Here is a 23127-nt window from a genome sequence, read left to right as displayed (position 1 = left end):
AGGCTGCATATGAAACGATGGCTGAAGATGACATTGGGGGCTGCGGCGTTATTGGTCGTAGGGGCTACTGCCTACACCGCTTATGTGTATCATTCCTTTAAAACAGCGGCGAATGCGATGTATCATCCGCGTAGCATCGTGCAGCCTGGGGCGGTTTCTACCCTTGCAACGGGCGGAGCAGGGCGATCTGTAGGTACAGACTCTGGATCAAGTACACCCAATCCGGCAGCCATCTCCCAGTTCAAGCCGTTCACCGTGCTGGTACTGGGCGTAGATCGGCGGCCTCACGATCCAGGACGATCGGATACGATGATCGTCTTGTCTGTTAACCCTGCCGAAGGCTCTATGTTGATGTTCAACATTCCGCGTGATACGCGAACAGAGTTGATCGGCAGGGGGCGTGAGGACAAAATTAATCACGCTTTTGCTTTTGGGGGCGTGGATATGTCGATCCGTACGGTAGAGCATTTTTTGAACCATCCGATAGATTACTATGTACAGATGAACATGGAAGGGTTTGCGAAAATGGTGGACCTTGTGGGGGGAGTCGAGGTTCATAACCCACTTGATTTTCAATATGAGGGCCATCATTTTGCGCAGGGTAATTTGAACTTGAACGGGGCTGAGGCGTTGGCCTACGCCCGTATGCGTTTTGATGATCCACGTGGGGATCTCGGAAGAAATGCCCGCCAGCGGGAGCTCCTCAAGCAAATTCTTGCCCAGTCCATCAGCAAGGAAGGGCTGTTGAGGGTAAAACCGATACTGGAGGCAGCGGGAGAGCAGATTCGCACAGACATTACCTTTGACGATATGACCACTTTCCTGACCCGGATCGGCCCGTCCCTCAAGCAGACGGATACCATTGAGCTGAACGGACATGGGCGTAAAATCAACGGCGTGTATTATTACATTGTGGATGAGCAGGAACGCCAGCGTATCCATGGAGTGCTGGAGGAGCATATGCTTACCACGGCCATATCGCCTTAGGTAGCCTTATGTAGGCGGGTGTCCTATTGGGAGGTCACCCGTTATTTTCTTCTAAAGTCTTCTAAAAAAGGCTTGTCCCACATACATCTGTAGAGAATTCGTATAGTCCAACAGAGGGAGGGGCAATGTGTGCTGTTTAGAAGAAGAGCGGCTTCGGCGTTCGTCCGTAAGCTATTATATTTTGCAATCATATGTGGATTGTTATGGCTGTTGTGGCTGGGTCTGCGTGGGGTGATGTCTACAGGCGAGGGCGATCAAGCGGTAGAAGCACTGAACGAGTTCTACACGATGGAGCAATCGGGAAATTTCGGAGGTTCATGGGAGCTTTTTCATTCGCAAATAAAAAAGAAATTCGAGAAATCTACGTATGTACAGCAGCGTGCGCACGTTTTTATGCAGGATATGGGGACGGATACGTTCACGTTTGAACTGGGGGAGCCGCAGACTGAATATGACATTCGTACCGATCCGAATGGAGAAGAGTTAGGGAAAGTTTACCGTATTACGGTCACTCAGCATTACAAGACCCGTTTCGGTAATTTTGATATCGTACAGCCTTGTTATGTGACGCAGGAAGATGAGAAATGGCGGGTGCTTTGGATATATAGGGACAAGGAATAGAGGTTGTGTGGTGTTTCTAAAAGGTTAAATATGGTACAATACTTCCAAAACCGGAAATGTACAGTAAAATGGATAACAGCTTCACTCCGGATGGAAGGAGTTTCATAGCATGCAGCAAGCGACAGGACAGGTTCCCGTCATACGTATGGAGGGTGTGAGTAAAATCATTTCCTCAAAAGCGATTGTGGATGATCTGACGCTGGAGGTTCCGGCGGGGCAGGTATTTGGTTTCCTCGGGCCCAATGGTGCGGGAAAAACGACCACCATCCGTATGATGGTTGGCCTGATTTCGATTAGCAAGGGCGATATTCATATTTGTGGAGACAGCATTAATACCGATTTTGAAAAGGCTGTTTCCCATGTCGGCGCGATTGTTGAGAACCCGGAGATGTACAAGTTTTTGACAGGTTATCAAAATTTGCAGCATTTTGCGCGAATGTCTCCCGGCGTGACCCAAGAGCGCGTGGAAGAGGCGATTCGTCTGGTGGGACTCGGAAACCGGATTCACGATAAAGTAAAAACCTACTCGCTCGGGATGCGGCAGCGACTTGGGGTAGCTCAGGCGATTTTGCATCGACCGAAGCTACTCGTGCTGGACGAGCCGACCAATGGCTTGGACCCGCAGGGTATTCGTGAACTGCGGGATTATTTGCGTCAATTGACCCGTACGGAAGGAATTACTGTGTTCGTATCAAGCCATTTGTTGTCCGAGATGGAGCTGATGTGCGACCGTGTAGCCATTATTCAGAGCGGACGGCTGGTTGATATCAAGCAACTGAAGAATACAGGGGAGGAAGTGCAGACGGCGGAAATTGCTTTTGAGGTAAATGATGCCGAACAAGCTTATGCGCTTGCTGGAGCAGGGCGCGTCGAAGGTAATCAACTGCTGCTTCACCTGGAGAGGGAACAGATCGCAGAGATGAACAGCCTGCTGGCTGCAAACGGAGTTAAAGTATATGCGATTCGCCCGGTTGCCCGTACGCTGGAAGATCAATTTTTGGAAGTGACGGGAGGCGGGTTCATTGGGTGATTTCTTCAAGCTGGTACATAACGAAAATCTGAAAATTTACCTGCGTGTGCGCACATGGATTATGCTGGGGTTGCTGGCGGTCATCACTGCTGCGATTCCGATGCTGATTTCCCTGGTTTCCGATCAGGTCAGTGTATGGGATGGTATTGCGTTAACGACGTTGTTTACATTTTTCCTTAATACGACCTTTACGGTCATTGTAGCTGCTGATTCGGTGGCTGGTGAATTTACTTGGGGAACGATTAAGCTGCTGCTCATCCGACCTTGGACTCGCAGCAAAATATTGTTGTCTAAATATATATCCGTGATTTTGTTCAGTTTGCTCGGAACGATCATTTTGATCTTGATGGTTACGCTGTCCTCATGGGTGATGTTATCCAAGGATGCACCAGCGGGTTCTGTTCCGCTGTTCAGTGATCCGATATCTTACGTAACGCTGAACTTTTTGTATAGCTATATCGCCTTATTCGTGACGATGGCCTTTGCTTTTATGCTGTCCGCTGTTTTCCGTTCCAGTGCCTTGGCGATTGGGCTGTCGCTGTTCATGATGTTCACCAAAACAGTCTATAACTCTATTGGCTTGTTCAGCACAGATCGTTTTGAATGGACCAAATACGTACTATTTACGCATATGGATCTGAAAAAGTATCTAGATATGCCACCGGGTACGGTAAGTTCCAGTCTAACCTTTTCGCTCACCGTGCTGGCCGCTTATTATGTGATTTTTATCGCCATTGCCTGGGTGGTTTTCGTAAAACGGGATGTTTCAACCTAAATCGAAGTGCCTTAGAGTTACACAAAGGACGTTCAAATGCCTAGCATTTGGACGTCCTTTTGTTATTTCAGGATTTTGCAAAATCCTCATTTAACACTATTTTATCCTGTATCTAGGTCATTTTTTGCTACACATTCTGCGTACAAGGGGTATATTGTAATCTATTTTCAGCAAGAATCAATCAATAGGGTCATTTTGCGTTTAAAGAGGTAGAGAGAAACAGAACAGAGGGGGCTAATGGTATGCTGCAAAATAATCGTTTTTTTCGTGTAACTACAGGTATCGTCATGCTATTACTCATCATTTACTTGGGCACCAAAGTAAGTTTTATATTTAGTCCTCTCGTATCCTTGGTCAGTTTGCTGGTGGTACCGTTAATGCTATCTTTTTTCCTCTATTATTTATTGAGACCAATTGTAGATGTAATGGAACGGAGGAAAATCAAACGATCTATCTCCATATTGCTGATTTATTTGGTCATTGGAGTGTTATTGTTTGTTTTCTCATGGGGTGTGTGGCCTACGCTGCGTGATCAAGTAACCAATCTATTTGAAAATGCGCCGAAGCTCATTAAAAGTCTGGTTGATCAATTGAGCCAATGGCGGCATAATCAATCCTTGAGACAAGTGCTGCCTCCGGGTGAAGACCCGCTGTCACAACTGTCAGATACGTTGAACGAAGCTTTTTCCGCACTGTCTGATTATTCGGTAAAGCTGGTATCGTTCGTGTCCTACTTTTTTATCGTATTGGCTACCTTTCCAATATTGCTCTATTACATGCTGAAGGAAGGGAGCAGGTTTGGCCCTAAAATGCTAAACTTCTTTCCTAAAAAATATCACAAGGACGCGTTGGAGGTTATGGAAGATATCGATAGTGCACTCAGCAGCTTTATCGTCAGTCGGGTGCTGATCAATGTCGCGTTAGGTGTGATGATGTTCCTTGGATTTTTAATTATTGGTTTGCCTTATGCCTTGCTGCTCGCCGTTATTTCAATTTTTCTTAATTTTATTCCCTATGTGGGGGCAGTGGCTGCTTCTATACCTGTTGTTATTATTGGATTTCTCGAATCACCTTCGATGGCGCTCTGGTCGCTGGTCGTAGTGATCGCTGCACAGCAAATTCAGGATAATTGGCTGTCACCTATAGTTTTTGGCAAGCAGCTGGATATTCATCCGTTGACTGTCGTTATTTTACTGTTAGTTGGTGGCGACCTGCTCGGGATTCTGGGTATCATTTTGGTGATTCCATTGTATATGTGCGGAAAAATCGTCATACGCAAGGTATACCAATTATTTTTGGAACGCAGAGTGGAGGATATTATGGAATGAATGGAGAATGCACTGGATTTAAAGGAGTATATACTGATTTTATCCTGCTTCGGATTGCAGAGCTGTTTGGCTGTCCTCCCTGTCTTTGCTGAAACTAGATTGGGTTTCGTCGTTTGACTCAACTGTAGAAGTTGACAATTCTACATCCTTTGTTCGGTTCATTTGACTTGTGCCGTCCAGTACACCGCCTTCAGAAATGACCAATGCAGCGGTCGCCGTATTTCCGTACAGTTCACCTGTCGGCGTAATGGTCAGTCGTCCTTCTGTAGTAATGCTGCCGAACACCTTACCGGCAAGAATGACGTCCCGTGCGATGATGTCTGAACGTACAACAGCAGATTCTCCAATGACGACAGTACGAGTGCTGTGGATATCGCCCTGAAAATGACCGTCAATCCGAATATTGGCCTCTGCCTCAACCGTACCCTCAAAGCTGGTGCCGTTAGCGAGCAGTGTATCCGTTGCAGGGGCAGAGAGCTTTCTTTTGGATTCCTTGAACATGATGGTTTTCCCCCAATCTTTTATTATAAGGATTTTGAAAAGTCCTCATTGTACATACAGTAATGGATCGACAGGTTGGTTATGCTTGACGATCTGAAAATGAAGATGAGGTCCTGTGCTTCTCCCGGTACTTCCCAGCAGACCGATGGTCTGTCCTTTGTGGACACGTTCTCCCGGAGCCACCTGCATGCCGCTTAGGTGCATATACCAGCTCTGGAGTCCGTCAGGATGCTGGATGATAATGCACTTGCCGCGGGCTCCGCTAGAAGCAGCCTCCAGGACCGTGCCTGCTCCTGCTGCATAGACAGGATCACCGGTTTGTCCGGCAATGTCCACGCCTGAATGGAAGGCAGATCTGCCCGTAAAAGGGTCGCTGCGATAGCCGAAGCTGGAGGTCATTCGCCGTGAACCTACAGGCCAAACGGAGGGGTTCCCTTGCTCGGCAAGAGCCAGCCTACGAGTCAGGAGTAGCTGTGCGGCTTGTTTGCGCTCCAGATTCTGCTGTACGGCATTTGCTTGCTGAATAGAGCGGGGAACCGTACGTTCCACCGTATCCAACAGAGATTCGATCTCCTGAAAATCATCCATTGCCTGGCGAGTTAGGAGAGCAGTATTTTCATGCACTGCGATCAGTTCGCCCCCGATGTGGTCGGAAGCATCCCAAGAGAGCGGCGTCATGGTCGTTTTATGGTTACTTGTGGCAGATGAGTTTCCGTGTTTACGAATGAATTGCTGCATTTGCTGTTCCAGCTCCGTTACGCGCTGAAGGCGTTCACGAATATTGGTGGCTTGATTCGTCAGCTCCATGACTTCCTGCCGTAGTCGCCCAATGGCTGCATCCTTGTCCGCTACCGTGACCTCCATCTGCAAACTCTGGACAGCAAGATTCGTTTCCATTTGGGAAATAATATGGGAAGAACGGATTTGCAGCCCGATCACGAGTGTAGAGATAGAGGCGATCACAAGAGTCGGGACGAGAATGACAGCGGCAGTAGAGCATTGTAGCTGCTTGGGCGGTTGCTGTGCATCCCGAATAACAAGCAGGGTCATCCGGCGATTTAGGCTTCCTTTTTTCATAATCGCTCCTTTCCGGACATCGCTCCTATAGTGCTTGGTTACTATCTATTCAGCTTAAGAGGCAAACATGTCAAAAAAATTGGAGCTTAGTATAAAACTGAGATATATAAGGAGGCTTAGACATGCTGTGGTTGCTGTTGGTTTTAATTGTTTTTATTTTTCAGACCGGGACGATCCTGCTCTTTGAATTTCGCAAGCCGTCCAAAGCGGTAGCCTGGCTCTTTATTTTGTTTTGCTTCCCGCTCATTGGCTTTGTCGTGTACTACTTTGTTGCACAGGATTATCAGAAGCGCAAAATGGTCCGAAAAGGGGGATCGCAGCTGTTTCGTGAATTTCGAGAGCGTCTGTGGGCGCAATCCAAAGTGATTGAACATGTGGAGCAAATGCATAATCCTCATTTCAAGCATCAGGAGCGTCTGTTTAACCAGTTAATTCGTATGTCGGAAAACCCGTTGACTGGATGTAATCGCACACGTGTGCTGACGAACGGTGAAGAAACCTTCGAGGCTATGCTGAAAGCGATGGAACAAGCGCAACATCATATCCATGTGGAGTTTTACATATTTCGGGCTGACGAAATCGGAAGAAAGTTTCAAGAGGTCATGATCCGCAAGGCACGTGAGGGAGTAAAGGTACGATTCGTTGTGGACGGTGTAGGAAGCTACCATTTGCCCTATTCCTTTATTCGTACCTGTAGTGAGGCGGGAGTGGAATTTCATTATTTTCTACCTCCGTTTTTCGCCACGCTGGACCGCCGAATTAACTATCGCAATCATAGAAAAATCGTGGTGGTGGACGGCATGATCGGATTTGTAGGGGGAATAAATGTAGGCGACGATTATCTCGGAAAATACCCCAAAGTGGGATTTTGGAGGGATACGCATTTGCAGATTGAAGGAGATAGCGTCTATTTTCTGCAAAATGCATTTCTTAGCGACTGGAAGCTGGCCTCAGGCGAGAGGTTAATGGATGTGAATTTATTTCCTCCACATACCTGCACTGGGGATGAGGAAGTACAGATATTGAGCAGCGGTCCCGATCAGGTATGGGATACGATTCAGGAAATGTGTTTTGGTGCGCTCACAGTTGCCAAAAAGCGGATTTGGATTACGACGCCCTATTTTATTCCCGATCTGGGGATTTATGAGGCGCTCAAGCTGGCAGCAGTCAGTGGCGTAGATGTGAAAATTATTATTCCCTACCAATCCGATTCGAAGCTGGTTCATCTGGCGTCTTTATCCTATGTGCAAGAACTGCTGGAGGCAGGGGTGGAGTTCTACCAATATCGAAAAGGATTTATTCACGCCAAAGTGGTGATTGTCGATGATTTACTCGGCTCGGTCGGGACCGCCAATATGGACATGCGCAGCTTTTTCTATAATTTTGAGTTGACCGCTATAGTTTTTGCTAATTCAGCGTTGGAACGGCTCTCGGCAGATTTTGTAGAGGACATTTCCAACTCTTCACGCATAGATTTGAACGTGTTCCGCAGACGGCCTCGATCTCAGAAAATAGCTGAAATTCTAACTCGCATGCTCTCTCCACTCCTTTAAAGGCGGTTTTCGACGTTTTTATCGCTATAATCCCACTTTATTGTGATTTATGTGCTCTTTGCTAACTTTTTTGCGCAAAATCACAGTTTTATGGTATACTATTCATATAACACAAGCGCGGTAAAGGAGAGGGGACTGCGGATAGCAGCCCCTTTTTCAGTCCAATATACCATACTGTAACGGGGGGATTTATATATGAGTGTAGTGAGTAAGGAAGTCCAAAATCTGTCTGAGATCACAGATGTGACCGGAGAGTTGACCAAGATCAGCAAAATTCCAGCTAATCCGAAGAACAAAGTAAAACGCCTGTTTCAGCGTGCAGCCATGATTGTCGTTGGTGCGGCTCTGATGGCAGTGGGATTGGAAATATTTCTGGTTCCTAACGGCGTTATTGACGGAGGCGTTACAGGTATTTCCATCATGGCCTCCAAGATTACTGGCTATCCGCTCGGTATTTTCCTGACCCTGTTGAACCTTCCATTTTTAGTTATCGGCTACAAACAAATCGGTAAAACCTTCGCTTTATCCACATTATTCGGTATTGTCGTTATGTCCATCGGAACCGCGTTACTTCACAATGTAAGTGCATTGACTCCTGGCGAACCGCTGCTCGGCGCTATTTTTGGGGGCGTCATTCTCGGTGTTGGGGTGGGTCTTGTGATTCGGTCCGGCGGCTCGCTGGATGGGACAGAGATCGTAGCTATTCTTGTCAGTGAAAAAACTCCTTTTTCGGTCGGTGAGATCGTCCTGTTCGTTAATATCTTCATTCTGGGAAGTGCAGGTTTTGTGTTCGGTTGGCCGAATGCCCTGTATTCCATGATTGCTTATTATATCGCCATGAAAATGATTGATATTACGATTGAGGGTCTGGATCAGTCCAAATCGGTCTGGATTATTAGTGAAAAATATCGTGATATCGGGGATGCCCTGACGGACCGTCTTGGACGGGGCGTAACTTATCTGGAAGGTGAAGGCGGCTTTACGGGCGAAAGCAAGAAAGTGATTTTCGTCGTCATTACCCGTCTAGAGGAAGCGAAGCTGAAGAGCATCGTTGAAGATTGGGACCCGCACGCTTTCGTTGCGATCGGTAACATTCACGATGTGAAGGGCGGACGTTTTAAGAAAAAAGGAATTCACTAGCGCAAGGGGACAATTTCTCAGCCTAATGGCTGCGGGGTTCGTCCCCTTTTTTGTTTTTCCAAGCATGGATCAGGTTCGGTGTGCCTTGGTGCGCATATGCTTGAGGACGTCTTCTACGGGCTGGGGAGGAACCTTGTCGATCAAGTCGCCTACCAGGTTTAGTCGTTCCTCAATATTCAGCAAATGGTAGTCAAGTGGTGATACATCTTGCCGTACCTCTTCCCATGTTAGCGGAGTGGAGACCGTAGCGCCGGGGCGTGCCCGCGGGGTATAAGGAGCGGCCAGAGTTTTCCCCTGATAATGTTGCAAATAATCAAAATAGATGGCTGTTCCACGATCCTTCTTTAACCGTTCGAGTGTGAACAGATGCGGGTGCTTTTCCGTCACAAATTGTCCGACTAGCAGTCCGATGCTGCGAAGCTCGTCGAAGGTTATGCCTGTACGGATCGGAACGATAATTTGTACACCTGTGGCCCCGGATGTTTTGGGGACGGAATCTAAACCAAGCGAAGCCAGTACTTCGCCGACAATAGAGGCTGCCTCCATAATACGTGGCTCCACCTCTCTGGATGGATCAAGGTCAATCATCCATTCACAGGGCAGCTTGCTTCCCGCTTCGTGCAGAGAGGGGTGGAATTCCAACGCAGCTTGATTACCAAGCCAGAGAAGTTGTGGCAATTTGCCGAGCACGATATATTCAATACCATCATGCAGAGCGGTTTCAATATAGTCCGGCCGAGGACGTGGGGCATTTTTCTGATAAAAAAAATCACCGTGAATCCCATGTGGCCAGCGGATGACGGTCAGCAGACGATGATGGCAATATTTGAGCAGGAAGGGAGCTAATACCGCAAGCTTGCGAAGATATAGCGCCTTAGTCACGCCTGCTTCAGGCCACAGCGGTTTATCCGGGTTGGTGATAGGAATTTCCTGACCTTCAATGGTAATAGTACCTTTAACAGCTTGTCCCATAGTGCTATCCTCCTTTGGCTAACATGCAGCAAAATCTTTATTTACAGGCTGATTGTTGAGCTTATAGATCTACATATGGTTTAACATGAACGTGAAGTGCTGAATTTATCCATCAAAGGGATTGACAAGATACATTATGTATCATAAATTTATAATAAAAAATACGATATGTATCTATCAAAGTGTCTTGAGCAGAGGTAGAGGAGGAGTTTGCTTGATTGAAAAGCAAGGCGGAGGGCTGGTATTCCTGTTAAGTGTCCCTCGGAGTGGAAGCTCGCTGCTTACCGCCATTTTGCAAAACCATTCCCGCCTGTTTGCCACGCAGGAAATGTGGTTCCTGCTCAGTTTATATGATCTTCCGCAGTCACATGCTCGGCCATATGGAGGAACAGGGATACTCCGGCAATTTTTTAAAGGTATGGTCCCCTCCGACGTATTGGAGCAGGCCTCCCGTTCGTATGCACTTGAAATATATAATGGTTTGCTTCAAGGAACAACAGCAGATATGCTTATCGACAAATCCCCGCGTTACTATACGGTGCTGGAATTTATAGACCGTTTATTCCCTGCTGCCCGCAGGTTGTGGCTTATCCGAAATCCTTTGGCCATTGTGGCCTCATTCAAAAAGGTTAATCAGCTACGGAACGGACGCTTTCAACTGCTGGAGGAACTGGGGAGTCCGCATTTTAATATGAAAATGACGGATATTACGGTGGGTTTGTTCCGTTACGCTCATTATTTTGCTGCACCTCATTCACTTGCATACCCGCTTAGGTATGAACAGCTCGTATCCAATCCAACGATGGAGATCGAGAAGCTGTGCGGTTTTCTGGGAATCAAGTATGAACCGGGGATGGAAAAGTACGGGGACTTTGCGGATACGCCCAAATCCAGTCTTTTTTATAGTATGGGAGCGGGCGATCCATTCGTAGGAGAGCATGAACAGGTGCATCAGGATTCGGTACATAGCTGGCAACATTTGTTGAGTAAAACGGAAATTGAACTGTATTGCAGAAGCATTGGGTCCCGCATGTTTAAGCAACTTGGTTACGCGGAAGCGCTGGAGCAGGCAGAACAGATGACTGGAGTCCGCTTTGAAGATGAGCCGGATATAGAGCTGCTGAGTCGACGTACACAACAATTTCTCCAGCAAAGCGGCTTTGAATGGAAGGCAGCTTATCGGATGCTGGAAGAACAGGATGCAGATAACAGAGAACTCATGATAAATGCAACCCGTCATACTGCACCTCAAGATCCGGCAAGGATGCATGTGGACCAGATCGCGAACGATCGACGGATCCAATCACTGGAAAACAGATTGGCACATAGCTATGAGGAGCGGAACCGTCTTATCGCTCAGCTCCAAAGCTATCAACGCCCAAATCAAGGTCTCCGATCTCGCAGCATCTTTACCCGTAAGCTCAGGCACTTGGCGTCTGTAGCGTTATCAAGTATAGGAAAAGAAAAAGGGGGAAGAACGTGAGTGCGATTGCCGGAATCTATAGCTTTGGGCATGAGTCCGTATGCACTGAAGAAGGCGGGAAAATGATGCAAGCGCTGCGAAAATATCCCGCTGACCGCGTATGCGCTTGGTGTGAAGGCTCTATTTTTTTAGGTTGTCATGCCCAGCATGTGACCCCGGAATCTGTCCATGAGCGTCTTCCCTTCTATGATGAGATAAGAGATTTGGCAATCACGGCGGATGCGATTATTGACAATCGTTCCGAGCTGTTTGAACGGCTGGGAGTTGAGCAGGAACGGCGACAGGATATCACGGACAGCGAGCTGATTTTGCTGGCATATGACAAATGGGGAGTGGAGGCAGCCAGGTATCTGATAGGTGATTTTGCCTTTGTCATTTGGGATGCCAAGGAACATCGATTATATGGTGCTCGAGATATGACAGGCAATCGTACGCTGTACATCTACCAGCATGACCGAGGATTCGCGTTTAGCACGGTAGTCGCTCCGCTTTTAGCCCTGTCCTCTCTGCGAAAAGAACTGCATGAACCATGGCTGGCCGAATTTTTGTCCATCCGCTCCATGCAGGAATCCGTCGATATCGGAACGACCGCCTACAAGCATATCAATCAGCTTCCTCCTGCACATTGGTTCACTATGGAGGAGGGAAAGCGAACCCTTCATAAATATGCATGTCTGGATGAGGTAGAGCCACTGCGGCTCAAAACAGGGGGCGAGTACATAGAAGCTTTCCGCGAGGTGTTCACACAAGCGGTCACTGCCCGACTACGGACGAATCGCGCTGTAGGGGCTGCCTTGAGCGGAGGGCTGGATTCTGGAGCGGTTGCCAGCTTTGCCGCGCCATCGCTGCACTTGCAACACAAGCCGTTGCATGCCTACAGCTATGTGCCTGTTCAAGATTTTACTGACTGGACACCGCCTACATTGCTGGCGAACGAACGAAGCTATATTCAGTCTACGGCTCGCTATGTGGGCAACATTCAGGAGAACTATATGGATTTTGAGGGAAAAAGTCCGTTTTCAGAAATTGATATTTGGTTGGAATTGATGGAAGCTCCCTACAAATATTTTGAAAACTCCTTCTGGATCAGAGGTTTTTATGAAAAAGCACAGGAACACAATGTCGGTGTGCTGTTGACCGGGGCACGAGGCAATTTTTCCGTATCGTGGGGCCCTGCACTGGACTATTATGCCCGTCAGTTTCGTCGTTTGCACTGGTTGCAATCCTTTCAGGGATTGAGGCGGTACAGCAAGCTTACGGGCAGACGTATGTCTCATCTACTCCCCGTGATGTTGAAGAAAGCGACTTCACTTGAACCTCGTTCATGGCTGCGGCATGGCAATCGAAGTCCCGTTCCATCACTGATTCACCCAGAGTTTGCCCAACGGATGAATGTAGAAGATATTCCTGTATTGAGCGGAACAGGTTGGATGAAAAATGCCGATCAGACGAGAAAAGAGAAGTTCTCAAATTTGGCGATTGCCAACAAAAATGGTGTGGTCGCGACGAAACTTTCACTACGTTATGGCCTATGGGAACGTGATCCGACTGGGGACAGCCGGGTAATTCGCTTTTGCTTATCGGTGCCTTTTGAGCAGTATGTGCAAAATGGTAGGGACCGTGCCCTCATTCGTAAAGCCATGCGTGATCATCTACCTGATGATGTTCGGTTGAACCAGCGGGTACGCGGCGTGCAGCCTGCAGATTGGCTACATCGTATGCTTCCTTGCTGGGATACGTTTATGGGAGAGCTTCAACTGATGTGTCATGATTTACGAGCCGCCGAATATCTCAATATTGAGTTTATTAAGACGGCTATGGCGAAACTTCACCACCCCGGCCCTGAGCAGGCGTCTGATCCGAATTTAAGACTACTTATGCATAGCCTGATCGTGTACCGTTTTCTCTGTGGATTGAACTGATCGAACCTATCCGGTCAGACAGTTCGCCATTCGTTGGAGGGGAGGTGATGAAATGAGTAAAAAAGAATGGCAGGAACCGACGATAGAGGTGCTGGATATTAGCCAGACCATGGCGGGTAAAGGCTGGAGACAGATTGATTGGGTGTCTGACCACGATGCCGATATCTATAATCCAAGCTAATAGATGGTTATACATGCAGCCAATGTTGGACTGGAAGCCAGACAGCTGGGCCGATAACGATTGAATGAACGAGAATAGCATGATTCATTGGACTCGTATTCAATACACAGCCGTCTTTATTTCTTTCGGGTTAGAGGTGTTGCCCAAGAAATAAAGACGGGATTTTTAAGGACAGAGGAGTGAGTCCTACCGTGCATGACAGGAGTGCAAATGTCAGTTGGACGAAATATACAGCCTTTGGACTCAGGATTGCGAGTGAGCTGAATCTGCCTGAGCTGATGCTGGCAGCACCAGAAGTGGTAGAGGATGTAGTCCTTCGACAGGCTGATTTGACTGCATGGAGTGGTCAGCTGGAGCAGGCCAATTTTGTGATGCTGGATGGGCGATTTATGTTTCAAATACCAGGCACGGCCATTTATGCCGTCAGGGGAGGCAAGGAGATCGAGGTAAGTATATTCTCCGGGGCTGATCCTGACACCGTGCGGCTGTTTGTGCTGGGTACATGCATGGGTGTTCTGCTGATGCAAAGACGAATATTACCTATTCACGGAAGTGCGGTCGTCATCGGGGGGAGGGCCTACGCATTTGTGGGTGAATCGGGTACGGGGAAATCGACACTGGCTGCTGCTTTTAGACAGGCAGGTTATCAGATGGTTAGTGATGACGTGATTGCTGTAGAAGCTACGATTTCCTCAGTCATCGTGTATCCAGCTTATCCGCAGCAAAAGCTGGGGCTTGAAAGCTTACTCCAACTGGAGGCTTTACGGGAGAGCAAGCATGTACGCAAAAGAAAGCACATACAGTCCCTAACTGACGACAATTCTGTAATGCCACAATACACAGATCTGCGTATGCTTGCAGGTGAGCTGAATAAATATGCCGTACCCACCGTAGATGAATTTTATAACGATCCGCTGCCCTTAGGGGGCGTATTCGAGCTAGTGGCAGATTCCCCAACCCGTGCGTTGATGTGCGAAGGGGAGCTAGTGGCGGTTACGGAACAGCCCTTGAACGTTCTGGAGTGCTTGCATACATTACTACAACATACATATCGTAGGGTGATTATTCCGCGAATGGGTTTGAGTGAATGGTCGTTTGATACAGCGGCCCGGATGGCTCGGAAAGTGGAGGGCTGGCGGCTGCTGAGGGATAGTTCCGTCTTTACTGCGTCCGAGGTTGTACAACGGGTACTTGAACTCATTCGTAAGGAGGAAAAGAGTTATGGCAGCCACTAATCCAGCTAAGGATTATTATCGCGTCATTTACAATGAAGAGGTCTATGTCAGTGATATGGACGGAGAAAAAGTGATGATGAGCATTAACACCGGTAAATATTACAACTTAGGATTCACAGGAGGACGAATCTGGGAACTGGCAGAATCCAGTCCTTCACTTGGCGATATCGTAACTGTCCTGACTAATGAATATGAGGTGGACGAGGAACAGTGCAGACAGCAGGTACATACCTTTGTGGCGGAGTTGGAGCGGGAAGGACTGTTAAAGATCCTACGGGAGTCGGTATAACATGCGGATACAACGGCTTCTTCTCCTGTCCCCAGAAGTCAGGAGATTGTTGCCGGAAGCCTGGCTGGAGCTGGGATGGGCGAGGCTACGCCAGCGTCGTTCTTTTGTGGATTACTCAAGGGTTTGGGGCATATGTATGGAAGAAACTCCATGGCAGTGTGATGTCGGGCAGGAGAAGTCCATTCAGCAGATTTCACATGCTGTGGAGTTGGCAAGCCGTTATACTCCTTGGCGCAGTAGTTGTCTTGTACAAGCCGCTGCGGCGATGACGTTGCTGGGGCGCAGAAAACTGGACTGCACACTGTATCTGGGCACAGCCAAAAATGCCGCTGGACGCTTGGCTGCACATGCATGGGTACGTAGCGGACCGATTTATGTTACGGGGAAACGGGAGATGGAAGCATTTACGGTGGTGGGGATATTCGGGAGACGTGCTGTGACGGCTACAAATAAGAATATGGAATATAAAGGTAGTTCTTTGCTTTAATGCGATGAGACAAGAAGGAGAAGAATGCATGCCCACCGAGTCTATTTTGGAACTTGCGAATTGGAATGAGGATCAAGAATTAACGTTGTTACTCTCTCTATTGGGGAAAGACGTTTCTCATTGGCAGGATACAACTGCTGCTTACCACCTGCGTGAGATGGATTGGGTCCGCTTTTTACGTCTAACTGAGCACCATCGAGTGGTACCTACGGTGTATCTCCAACTGAAAACATTGAATCATCCGTTCATTCCCGCAGAATTGCTACGAAACCTTCAGGCACAGTATCAGCGAAACACGCTTCGCATGCTCCATCTTCAAGCAGAAGCCGAGCGTCTGACCAGGCTGCTCATAGCTCATGGAATCCGTGTGCTTATGCTGAAGGGTCCTGCTCTGGCGCAGCAATTGTACGGGGATGTTTCTCTGCGTACCTCCAAGGACATCGATTTACTCATTGCCCCTGACGATATGGATGAGGCTGAGCATTGGATGAAGGAAGCCGGATATGCGCCCAAGAGCGGAGAAGTGCGTGTCCTTGGCAGTTGGAAATGGAAGGACCATCATGCATCCTACCTGCATCCGCAAAAACGGGTAGAGATGGAGTTGCATTGGCGGCTTCACCCGGATGGGGGTGGGGAACCCTCTTTTGACGAGCTGTGGAGCTGTCGGCAAATGGGTAAAGCTACAGGAGCCAGTCGGATGGTACCGTTGGCACCTGCCGACAACAGGACTGCGATGACGTCCTGTATGTATACGCTTGGCAGCGAGCATCAATTTCTGTACTTGAGTGCGCATGGTGCGCGTCACGGATGGTTCAGGCTGCGCTGGCTGGTTGACATCGACAGGCTTGCGGTATGTGCTGTCGATTGGGAGGCGCTACTGCCGATGATGCGCCGTTACGGGGGCCTGCCTGCTGGCGGGCAGGCTTGGGCGCTCGCCGCTGCGCTGTTGGGTACGCCGATACCGGAGCCGATGCGTCCGGTATCGGCTACCCGGCAGGCGCACAGGCTCGCGTTGAGCGCGCTGGCCTTCATGCAGGCCAGCGTCCCCGCACCGTACCCGATTGCCCACGGGTCGGATACAGGTAGGCTTGCTCCATCAGAGCTGCTGCACAGCAGAGCATTGGCAGAGCAAGCGGAGGCCGCCCCTCCGGATGGCGGTCCTTCAGTATGCAGTACCTCTGGCGAAGCAGCCATGCTTGCCACCCGTGGCGTTACTAGCATCACGGAAGATGCCAGTAACGACGATCATAGCCCGATGAGCACCGCTGCCAGTTGTGCCCCGATGACTCCAGCTGCTGCCTCCAGCCAAGTCATGACCAAAAACAGGGCTGTCTATCAGCCGATCAGCCGCACTTACTTGCTTTCCTTAAAAGAGCCAAGACACAGACTATGGTATCTTATCAGCCGTTTGTTTCCTTCTACGGGCGATTCGATCGTTTTTCCACTGCCTCGCCAGCTGCATTTTTTGTATATCCCTTTACGTCCATTTCTCTGGCTGAAGCGGCGATTTTCAAAGCACTGACTCGATAGAGGATTTTGTAAAAATCCAATAAGCGGCTTTCAATGAACAATATATAGATCGAAATGGTCTAGTTCGTCTATATATTGCGCTTTGGAGCGACTGGAATCAAATTTTGCAAAATCCTGGATAAGGAGTGTGCATTATGGTTCACCTACGATTATATATGACAAAGCTGTATAGCGTGAACGGCGGTGCATTATTTCTCAATATTGGGTGTATGATCATTGTCAGTCTGCTGGAGGGTTTTGGCATTTATATGCTTGTTCCTATGCTGGCGGCCATCGGCGTATTTGTCGGTCATTCAGGGATGCCATTTCTGTCTGATGGATTGGATCATTTTTTGCCGTTCGTACCTAAAAGCTGGCTGTTGCCGGGGATGTTGATGGTTTTTGTAGTGCTGCTTACAGGGCAGGCTTTGCTTCAGCGTTACCAATTCATCCTGAATTCGCGGATTCAGCAGCGTTTTATGCGTTCTCTTCGAATAGATGTGTACACTTCCTTTATGAAGGCGCAGTGGACTTTTTATTTGCGTCAGCGTAAATCTGATTTTAGCCATGTGATGACGACCGAGCTGGCGCGTGTCAGTCAGGGAACGAATTTGCTTCTTCAACTGACTACAGCCGTCATGTTTACGCTGATCCAGATTGCGCTGGCTTTTTGGTTATCCCCCTCTTTAACCGGACTGGTATTTCTGAGTGGATTGGGGCTGTTTATCGTGTTCCGCCGCTCCATACGAAATGCCAAACAATTAGGTGATCGTACGACTGCGCTGTCGCAGGTTTATTTTGCTGGAATTACGGATCACATGAACGGCATGAAAGATATAAAAAGCAATCTGTTGGAAGTGACCAATATCCATTGGTTTCGCTCCCTGACGCAACGAATGGAGGATAATACGACCCAATTTGTCCGGCAAAATGCAACCACACAGTTTTTTCATCGTACAGCGGCAGCTGTTTTTGTCGCTTGTGTCATATTTATATCGCTGCAGTGGTTGCATGTTACACCTGAAAAACTAATTGTGCTGATTCTTATATTTTCCCGCTTATGGCCCCGATTTGCTCTTATTCAAGCGAGTCTGGAATACATCATGTCTATGATCTCCGCTTTTGAAAGTGTCACCAAGGTGCAACAAGAGTGCGAAGTTTTCACAGATCCGTCATTGATTGGACTTACATCCAAACTATCATCTGCATCTGCACGGCAACCCCTGTCCCTTCGTCATGGGATTGAATGCAGCCATCTGGATTATCGCTACGATGGTGCAGCAGAGCCTGCACTGCGTCATATTAATTTGTTCATACCCGCCCGGGGAATGACAGCCATTGTAGGGAAATCGGGAGCAGGTAAAAGTACAATAGTCGATGTCCTGATGGGTTTTTTACGTCCAACTGGGGGGCAGATTACAATAGACGGGCTTGTTCTGGATGACGAATTGTTGCCCCAGTGGCGGCAGTCGTTTGGCTACGTGTCACAAGACCCATTTCTATTTCATGCGACTGTCCGCGAAAATTTGATGCTGGCAGATAAGGATGCTAGTGAGCAGCAGCTATGGGAAGCGTTACATTTTGCAGCCGCAGACAGCTTTGTATCCAGACTGCCCGAAGGGCTGGACACGGTAATTGGAGATCGCGGGATTCGTCTGTCTGGAGGAGAACGTCAACGGCTAGTATTAGCACGGGCTGTCTTGCATCATCCTCCGGTACTTATACTAGATGAAGCGACAAGTGCGCTGGATGGTGAGCATGAAGCCGCAATTCAGGCAGCACTGGAACGGATGAAAGGTCAAATGACGTTGATCGTCATCGCTCACCGCCTGTCGACCATCAGACATGCGGATCAAATTGTCGTACTGGATCAAGGTGAGGTCATACAGCAGGGGAACTACCGCCAACTGGAACAAGAGGAGCGGGGGGCGTTCAGTCAGCTACTCTCGTATCAAAGCAGTGTCACCGCCACCCCTTAACCAGACTTTTCTGCAACTCGGCTTAAGTTTCTTTACGTTTAGCAGTGCTTCTTTTCTTTTTGACCGGAGTCGGAGAGATGTTCTCGCCTGCAACAGCCTGCTGTGCTGTTGGGGCTGCTGGTTTACGCGCAGAGCGTTTTTTTGCGGCAGGGCCGGGATCGGTAACCACAGGTTGCACTGCCTCGATGCTGGCCTGAAGGGCGGCCATTAAATCTACTACATTGGTCTGAGGCTGGGTTGGGGCAATTCGCACCTCTTCACCCGCCACTTTATGCTGAATAAGATCCAGCAGACGCTCGCGGTACTGATCCGTATACTTTGCTGCATCAAAAGGTGTAGATAGTTGATCGATCAGCATTTTTGCCATGGTCAGCTCCTTCTCTTTAACCTCTTCCTGCCCCGGCAAGTTAGGAACTTGAGCAATGGGACGAATTTCATCGGGGTAAAACATCGTCTCCACCGCCAAACATTCATCCAACACCCGAATCGCCGCCAAGCTGCTTTTAGAGCGGATGGAGATTTGGGCAATCCCGATTTTTCCGGTATCCTTCATCGCATTCATGAGTAGCTTATAGGCATTGGAGCCGGCTTGATCCGGGGACAAATAATACGTTTTCTGAAAGTAAATCGGATCAATTTCCTGCAAATCAACAAAATCCAAAATCACGATATTTTTATCCGCTTGTCCGCTAACTTGCTCCAGTTCCTCCTTGTCGAACATGACAAATTTTCCTTTTTCATACTCGTAGCCTTTACCAATTTCCTCCCACTCAACCTCCTTGTCGCAAACGGGACACTTTCGTACATAGCTAAGTGGGCTTCCACACTCCTTGTGAATGTAACGCATGGAAATGTCCTTATCCTCCGTAGCTGAAAACATTTTAACAGGCACATGAACCAGCCCGAAGCTGATCGCGCCTTTCCAGACCGTATGCATACCGCCAGTCCTCCTTTTCTTTAATCCGCATTTTGTACCCTTCGATTCCGGGCACCCCGGGATATGAGCATATGATTTTCACTTAGTATGCTTCGTACAAGTGATTGTATGAGGTGTGAATGAAGGCTGCGAATTGCTTACGCTTGCGAATGGTTACAGCAATTTTGGTGCATAGTAAGGCATATCCGATTCAAAAGGGGGTACACAATTTATGTCCGAAAAATCCTATCCTCGGCAAATCAGGCAACGTGTGGGTCAAAGCCATATCGCCTTTCGGGGACCCGCCGGAGGCGAACAGGATGCATTGCCGCCCGAGTTTGCCCTTTCCCATGGAATCCAGCCGCCTTTTCCCGTAGCTGTGGCTCATGTGGATTTGGAGGCTGTAGTTTCAACCTCTCCTTCTCACAGCTTTCCGTCATTAGACGTTGAACGGATTATAGATGAAGACTAGTGACCTATATTTCTGAATGAATGCACACAACAACAATCAGGAGGGAAGAATAGCATGAACGTGGACCGAGCAAAAGCCATTTATGATTCATCTGAAAATATTTCTGTACAATTGGATGGCAAACCGATCTGGATTGAGCATGTGGACGAAGCGAACGGTATGGCAACGGTACAGATAGGCAGCAGACCCGGCAATACCCAAACCGTCCGTGTGGATCGTCTGGAAGAACAATAGGAGAGAGGCACCAAACAGATTTTTTCCCATAGTATGGGGTGTATGGTGGCTCAAGGTTTAGCGGGAATTCTTTTTGGAAGCATCCTCTTTAGAAAGATCTTGGACAGCTGTAGGCTTTCATCGTAGAATGCTGCTTGAATGGTCCCACTCCAACACCAAAAGGCTCGCAATTGCTCAATGAGCAATTAGCGAACCTTATTTGTAATAATGATATGCTGTTTTGATCCCTGTCTTACAAACAGGGGTCAGTCTCTATCTCCCCTTAAGGGCTAGTCCGTTCCCATGACTTCACACTGCAATGGCCCTCAAATGTGGTGAAACCATCAGTTTAGCCTCTGTTGCTAATTGAACGTCTTCCACCGACAAACCCGGAGCAATTTCTTTTAGCATCAGCCCTTTACCTGGAATAACATCGATGACAGCCTTTTCGGTTACTATGGTCTTTACAACATTTACAGCAGTCAAGGGCAACTTGCATTGTTCCAGTATTTTCGGCGCACCATTTTTGTTCACATGCTCCATGGCTACAATCACTCTCTTGGCTCCAACTACCAAATCCATGGCTCCCCCCATACCTGGCACCTTTTTTCCAGGGATCATCCAGCTTGCAAGGTTGCCTTTCTCGTCGACCTCCAGGGCGCCTAGCACGGTGATATCCACATGCCCTCCGCGGATGATGGAAAATGAAAGTGCACTGTCAAAAAAGCATGCTCCTTCCATAGTTGTAACGTAGTTTCCACCTGAATCGATACAATCGAGCCTTTCTTTTCCCTGAGCCGCTTTGGGGCCTACACCGAGGATTCCATTCTCAGCTTGCAGCATAATATGAATGTCCTCGGGGATATAGTCCACTACCATTGTAGGCAATCCGACACCAAGGTTGACAACTTCACCACTTTTGAATTCCTGGGCTATTCTTCGAGCAATGAATTCTCTGTTATTCATGCGTTTTCACCCACCTTTACAATTGCGTCGACAAATATTCCGGGAACGTTGACATGGTTGGGGTCAATTTCACCCGTCTTTACGTATTCGTCTACCTGAGCAACTACATACTCTGCCGCTGTAGCCATAACCATATTGAAGTTACGTGAAGAGCCGTTGATGACAAGATTCCCCGCTTCATCAGCCTTATGGGCTCTGATTAGCGCCACATCCGCTTTGAGCGGGAGTTCGAGCAAATATTCCCTTTCATCAATTTCTATTTTCTGTTTTCCTTCCTCTACAACGGTGCCTACACCTACAGGTGTTAAAACCCCGCCCAAACCGGCTCCTCCTGCGCGTATCTTTTCAGCGAGCGTGCCTTGTGGGAAGAGTTGGACCTCCGCTTCTTTCGTCATCAGGAGCCTTCCCGTTTCCGGATTGGAGCCGATATAGGATGCAAAAATCCGCTTTACTCTGCCGCTTTTTACAAGCTTATAGATAGATAATTCCGGTGTGCCTGTGTCATTGGAAACAATCGTAAGATTGCTGGCGGGATTGGTGTCGACAAGCGCACGAACCAGCTCCTCCGGAAAGCCTCCTGCCAGAAAACCTCCGACCATCACCGTGTCTCCGTCTTTGACCTTCTTAACTGCTTCTTCAGCGGAGATTACTTTGTTATTCATGGTTCCTTCTCCTTATATATATATTTTTAGGAAAGCAAACTTTATTGAAGATAATCGTAGAGGACTCTTCCATATGGAAGCGTTAAATCAGCAATAAAATGTTTCCCGCCAATATAAGATTTAACCGGCAAATCTGCCACAGGAGCGTTGACATGGGGGATTAGGCTTAATCTGGCAGGCCCTGACCAGGCTCCTTTTACAGTAATGTTCTCAAGATTATACGCTACTAACTGAGCGATTTTGGGGGTACCGTCAACATCAGGAATTAACTTTAAATTAACTTGCGTTTTTGCGATGGCTTTTGCCGTTTCCTTTTCATCAAGAATGTTATATTTGAAAGGCATAGTTCCCGTGGCCACCAGGACGTTGTTATAATGCAATGTACCCGTCAGTGTCTCCGTCTCCTCAACGATCAAGCGAGGCTTTGCCCATTTTTTCGGAAATCCCCAGACTTCGCGTCCCCCCAGAATAGCAGGCGCGTTATCCAAATACATTTGGGCGACAAAATTGCAGGGTTCTCCTTGAAAAGTACACGGAATGACAATACCGCTTTCCTCATAACTTCCTAACCCGGATGAATCGGGCATCTTGATCCATTCATAGGAAACCGTATTGCTTCCATCCGGCTGAAGAGGTTCCGGGACCGCCTGTCTAATCGCAGCGGGATCGGTCTCATAGGTAATGATAAAAAATTCCCGGTTGATGAAGCGGTATGGCGGGCGCCCGTAGCTGCCGCTAGCCGCAGGCATGGATTGGAGTGAAAGTACATCTTTTTGATTCATAACGGTCTCCCTTCCTTTTAAGAGGTAGTTCTAAAAGTCATCTTGAA

The 23127-nt window shown here is 48.2% G+C and carries 24 protein-coding genes; 17 read left to right on the top strand and 7 right to left on the bottom strand.

What is annotated here, in order from left to right; translation table 11 throughout:
• Positions 1–9: 9 nt before the first annotated feature.
• From AC5ELV_RS16135 to AC5ELV_RS16115, 5 genes are all read left to right on the top strand, one after another.
• Positions 10–987, top strand: a complete 978-nt coding sequence (locus AC5ELV_RS16135) for an LCP family glycopolymer transferase (protein ID WP_493430982.1) — start codon at positions 10–12, stop codon at positions 985–987.
• A gap of 129 nt (positions 988–1116) precedes the next feature.
• Positions 1117–1608: a hypothetical protein gene (locus tag AC5ELV_RS16130; protein WP_493430981.1), complete on the top strand. Its 492-nt coding sequence runs from the start codon at positions 1117–1119 to the stop codon at positions 1606–1608.
• A 109-nt stretch (positions 1609–1717) separates the two neighbouring features.
• Complete coding sequence (locus tag AC5ELV_RS16125; RefSeq protein ID WP_493430980.1) at positions 1718–2638, top strand: ABC transporter ATP-binding protein; 921 nt, start codon at positions 1718–1720, stop codon at positions 2636–2638.
• Complete coding sequence (locus AC5ELV_RS16120) at positions 2631–3413, top strand: ABC transporter permease (protein ID WP_493430979.1); 783 nt, start codon at positions 2631–2633, stop codon at positions 3411–3413. Before AC5ELV_RS16125 ends, AC5ELV_RS16120 begins: the two co-directional genes overlap by 8 nt.
• A gap of 242 nt (positions 3414–3655) precedes the next feature.
• Positions 3656–4741: an AI-2E family transporter gene (locus AC5ELV_RS16115; protein WP_493430978.1), complete on the top strand. Its 1086-nt coding sequence runs from the start codon at positions 3656–3658 to the stop codon at positions 4739–4741.
• A gap of 39 nt (positions 4742–4780) precedes the next feature.
• Here AC5ELV_RS16115 and AC5ELV_RS16110 read toward each other — a convergent pair whose 3' ends face one another.
• Together AC5ELV_RS16110 and AC5ELV_RS16105 are read right to left on the bottom strand one after the other, a co-directional pair.
• Entirely contained in the window at positions 4781–5242 is a 462-nt protein-coding gene (locus AC5ELV_RS16110; protein ID WP_493430977.1) for a bactofilin family protein, read from the bottom strand.
• 45 nt (positions 5243–5287) lie between these two features.
• On the bottom strand, positions 5288–6319 hold the full coding sequence (locus AC5ELV_RS16105) for a M23 family metallopeptidase (RefSeq protein WP_493430976.1): 1032 nt from the start codon (positions 6317–6319) through the stop codon (positions 5288–5290).
• 122 nt (positions 6320–6441) lie between these two features.
• Between AC5ELV_RS16105 and cls the strand changes: the two genes are divergently transcribed.
• Positions 6442–7872 (top strand): cardiolipin synthase, encoded by a 1431-nt coding sequence (gene cls / locus AC5ELV_RS16100; protein ID WP_493430975.1) that lies wholly within the window; start codon positions 6442–6444, stop codon positions 7870–7872.
• 195 nt (positions 7873–8067) lie between these two features.
• On the top strand, positions 8068–9012 hold the full coding sequence (locus tag AC5ELV_RS16095) for a YitT family protein (RefSeq protein ID WP_165176433.1): 945 nt from the start codon (positions 8068–8070) through the stop codon (positions 9010–9012).
• A gap of 69 nt (positions 9013–9081) precedes the next feature.
• Here the strand turns inward: AC5ELV_RS16095 and ligD are convergent, their stop codons facing one another.
• A complete protein-coding gene (ligD, locus tag AC5ELV_RS16090) occupies positions 9082–9984 on the bottom strand; it encodes a non-homologous end-joining DNA ligase (protein WP_493430974.1) in 903 nt (300 codons plus the stop codon).
• Positions 9985–10198: 214 nt separating this feature from the next.
• On the opposite strand from ligD, the gene AC5ELV_RS16085 reads away from it, so the two are divergent.
• From AC5ELV_RS16085 to AC5ELV_RS16050, 8 genes are all read left to right on the top strand, one after another.
• Positions 10199–11467, top strand: a complete 1269-nt coding sequence (locus AC5ELV_RS16085) for a sulfotransferase family protein (protein ID WP_493430973.1) — start codon at positions 10199–10201, stop codon at positions 11465–11467.
• Positions 11464–13389: an asparagine synthase-related protein gene (locus AC5ELV_RS16080; protein ID WP_493430972.1), complete on the top strand. Its 1926-nt coding sequence runs from the start codon at positions 11464–11466 to the stop codon at positions 13387–13389. Before AC5ELV_RS16085 ends, AC5ELV_RS16080 begins: the two co-directional genes overlap by 4 nt.
• Positions 13390–13441: 52 nt before the next feature.
• A complete protein-coding gene (locus tag AC5ELV_RS16075; protein WP_134902123.1) occupies positions 13442–13570 on the top strand; it encodes a paeninodin family lasso peptide in 129 nt (42 codons plus the stop codon).
• A 191-nt stretch (positions 13571–13761) separates the two neighbouring features.
• Complete coding sequence (locus AC5ELV_RS16070) at positions 13762–14805, top strand: serine kinase (RefSeq protein ID WP_493430971.1); 1044 nt, start codon at positions 13762–13764, stop codon at positions 14803–14805.
• The gene (locus AC5ELV_RS16065) at positions 14792–15094 is read left to right on the top strand and encodes a lasso peptide biosynthesis PqqD family chaperone (RefSeq protein WP_493430970.1); all 303 of its coding nucleotides are present in this window, start codon (positions 14792–14794) and stop codon (positions 15092–15094) included. Before AC5ELV_RS16070 ends, AC5ELV_RS16065 begins: the two co-directional genes overlap by 14 nt.
• A gap of 1 nt (position 15095) precedes the next feature.
• The gene (locus tag AC5ELV_RS16060; RefSeq protein ID WP_493430969.1) at positions 15096–15581 is read left to right on the top strand and encodes a lasso peptide biosynthesis B2 protein; all 486 of its coding nucleotides are present in this window, start codon (positions 15096–15098) and stop codon (positions 15579–15581) included.
• A gap of 28 nt (positions 15582–15609) precedes the next feature.
• On the top strand, positions 15610–17103 hold the full coding sequence (locus AC5ELV_RS16055; protein WP_493430968.1) for a nucleotidyltransferase domain-containing protein: 1494 nt from the start codon (positions 15610–15612) through the stop codon (positions 17101–17103).
• 142 nt (positions 17104–17245) lie between these two features.
• Positions 17246–19069, top strand: coding sequence for an ABC transporter ATP-binding protein (locus AC5ELV_RS16050; protein WP_493430967.1), 1824 nt, complete (start codon positions 17246–17248; stop codon positions 19067–19069).
• Positions 19070–19091: 22 nt separating this feature from the next.
• Here AC5ELV_RS16050 and ku read toward each other — a convergent pair whose 3' ends face one another.
• Complete coding sequence (gene ku, locus AC5ELV_RS16045) at positions 19092–20006, bottom strand: non-homologous end joining protein Ku (RefSeq protein WP_493430966.1); 915 nt, start codon at positions 20004–20006, stop codon at positions 19092–19094.
• Between the two features lie 211 nt (positions 20007–20217).
• Here ku and AC5ELV_RS16040 point away from each other — a divergent pair, with 211 nt between their 5' ends.
• Entirely contained in the window at positions 20218–20457 is a 240-nt protein-coding gene (locus tag AC5ELV_RS16040; protein WP_493430965.1) for a hypothetical protein, read from the top strand.
• A 54-nt stretch (positions 20458–20511) separates the two neighbouring features.
• Positions 20512–20691, top strand: coding sequence for an H-type small acid-soluble spore protein (locus AC5ELV_RS16035; RefSeq protein ID WP_493430964.1), 180 nt, complete (start codon positions 20512–20514; stop codon positions 20689–20691).
• Positions 20692–20979: 288 nt separating this feature from the next.
• Here the strand turns inward: AC5ELV_RS16035 and AC5ELV_RS16030 are convergent, their stop codons facing one another.
• Genes AC5ELV_RS16030 through AC5ELV_RS16020 form a run of 3 tightly spaced genes read right to left on the bottom strand, consistent with a single transcriptional unit; the run spans position 20980 to position 23080 of the window.
• Positions 20980–21636, bottom strand: coding sequence for a 3-oxoacid CoA-transferase subunit B (locus tag AC5ELV_RS16030; RefSeq protein WP_493430963.1), 657 nt, complete (start codon positions 21634–21636; stop codon positions 20980–20982).
• Positions 21633–22298 carry a CoA transferase subunit A gene (locus AC5ELV_RS16025; protein WP_493430962.1) on the bottom strand — a complete coding sequence of 222 codons (666 nt, stop codon included), beginning with the start codon at positions 22296–22298 and terminating at the stop codon, positions 21633–21635. The genes AC5ELV_RS16030 and AC5ELV_RS16025 overlap by 4 nt, the downstream gene beginning before the upstream one ends.
• A 41-nt stretch (positions 22299–22339) precedes the next feature.
• A complete protein-coding gene (locus AC5ELV_RS16020; RefSeq protein WP_039269579.1) occupies positions 22340–23080 on the bottom strand; it encodes an acetoacetate decarboxylase in 741 nt (246 codons plus the stop codon).
• Positions 23081–23127 lie beyond the last annotated feature (47 nt).

This window comes from Paenibacillus sp. NMA1017 (genome assembly GCF_058895805.1).
The sequence above is the reverse complement of the archived record's forward strand: the minus strand, read 5'-3'. Positions and strand labels throughout refer to the sequence as shown.

What these genes read in the sequence shown, in the direction of transcription:
- AC5ELV_RS16135 (WP_493430982.1), top strand. Translation starts at nt 10, where the DNA reads ATGAAACGATGGCTGAAGATGACATTGGGGGCTGCGGCGTTATTGGTC.
- AC5ELV_RS16125 (WP_493430980.1), top strand. Translation starts at nt 1,718, where the DNA reads ATGCAGCAAGCGACAGGACAGGTTCCCGTCATACGTATGGAGGGTGTG.
- AC5ELV_RS16115 (WP_493430978.1), top strand. Translation starts at nt 3,656, where the DNA reads ATGCTGCAAAATAATCGTTTTTTTCGTGTAACTACAGGTATCGTCATG.
- AC5ELV_RS16110 (WP_493430977.1), bottom strand. Translation starts at nt 5,242, where the DNA reads ATGTTCAAGGAATCCAAAAGAAAGCTCTCTGCCCCTGCAACGGATACA.
- AC5ELV_RS16105 (WP_493430976.1), bottom strand. Translation starts at nt 6,319, where the DNA reads ATGAAAAAAGGAAGCCTAAATCGCCGGATGACCCTGCTTGTTATTCGG.
- cls (WP_493430975.1), top strand. Translation starts at nt 6,442, where the DNA reads ATGCTGTGGTTGCTGTTGGTTTTAATTGTTTTTATTTTTCAGACCGGG.
- AC5ELV_RS16095 (WP_165176433.1), top strand. Translation starts at nt 8,068, where the DNA reads ATGAGTGTAGTGAGTAAGGAAGTCCAAAATCTGTCTGAGATCACAGAT.
- ligD (WP_493430974.1), bottom strand. Translation starts at nt 9,984, where the DNA reads ATGGGACAAGCTGTTAAAGGTACTATTACCATTGAAGGTCAGGAAATT.
- AC5ELV_RS16075 (WP_134902123.1), top strand. Translation starts at nt 13,442, where the DNA reads ATGAGTAAAAAAGAATGGCAGGAACCGACGATAGAGGTGCTGGATATT.
- AC5ELV_RS16065 (WP_493430970.1), top strand. Translation starts at nt 14,792, where the DNA reads ATGGCAGCCACTAATCCAGCTAAGGATTATTATCGCGTCATTTACAAT.
- AC5ELV_RS16060 (WP_493430969.1), top strand. Translation starts at nt 15,096, where the DNA reads ATGCGGATACAACGGCTTCTTCTCCTGTCCCCAGAAGTCAGGAGATTG.
- AC5ELV_RS16055 (WP_493430968.1), top strand. Translation starts at nt 15,610, where the DNA reads ATGCCCACCGAGTCTATTTTGGAACTTGCGAATTGGAATGAGGATCAA.
- AC5ELV_RS16050 (WP_493430967.1), top strand. Translation starts at nt 17,246, where the DNA reads ATGGTTCACCTACGATTATATATGACAAAGCTGTATAGCGTGAACGGC.
- ku (WP_493430966.1), bottom strand. Translation starts at nt 20,006, where the DNA reads ATGCATACGGTCTGGAAAGGCGCGATCAGCTTCGGGCTGGTTCATGTG.
- AC5ELV_RS16040 (WP_493430965.1), top strand. Translation starts at nt 20,218, where the DNA reads ATGTCCGAAAAATCCTATCCTCGGCAAATCAGGCAACGTGTGGGTCAA.
- AC5ELV_RS16035 (WP_493430964.1), top strand. Translation starts at nt 20,512, where the DNA reads ATGAACGTGGACCGAGCAAAAGCCATTTATGATTCATCTGAAAATATT.
- AC5ELV_RS16030 (WP_493430963.1), bottom strand. Translation starts at nt 21,636, where the DNA reads ATGAATAACAGAGAATTCATTGCTCGAAGAATAGCCCAGGAATTCAAA.
- AC5ELV_RS16025 (WP_493430962.1), bottom strand. Translation starts at nt 22,298, where the DNA reads ATGAATAACAAAGTAATCTCCGCTGAAGAAGCAGTTAAGAAGGTCAAA.
- AC5ELV_RS16020 (WP_039269579.1), bottom strand. Translation starts at nt 23,080, where the DNA reads ATGAATCAAAAAGATGTACTTTCACTCCAATCCATGCCTGCGGCTAGC.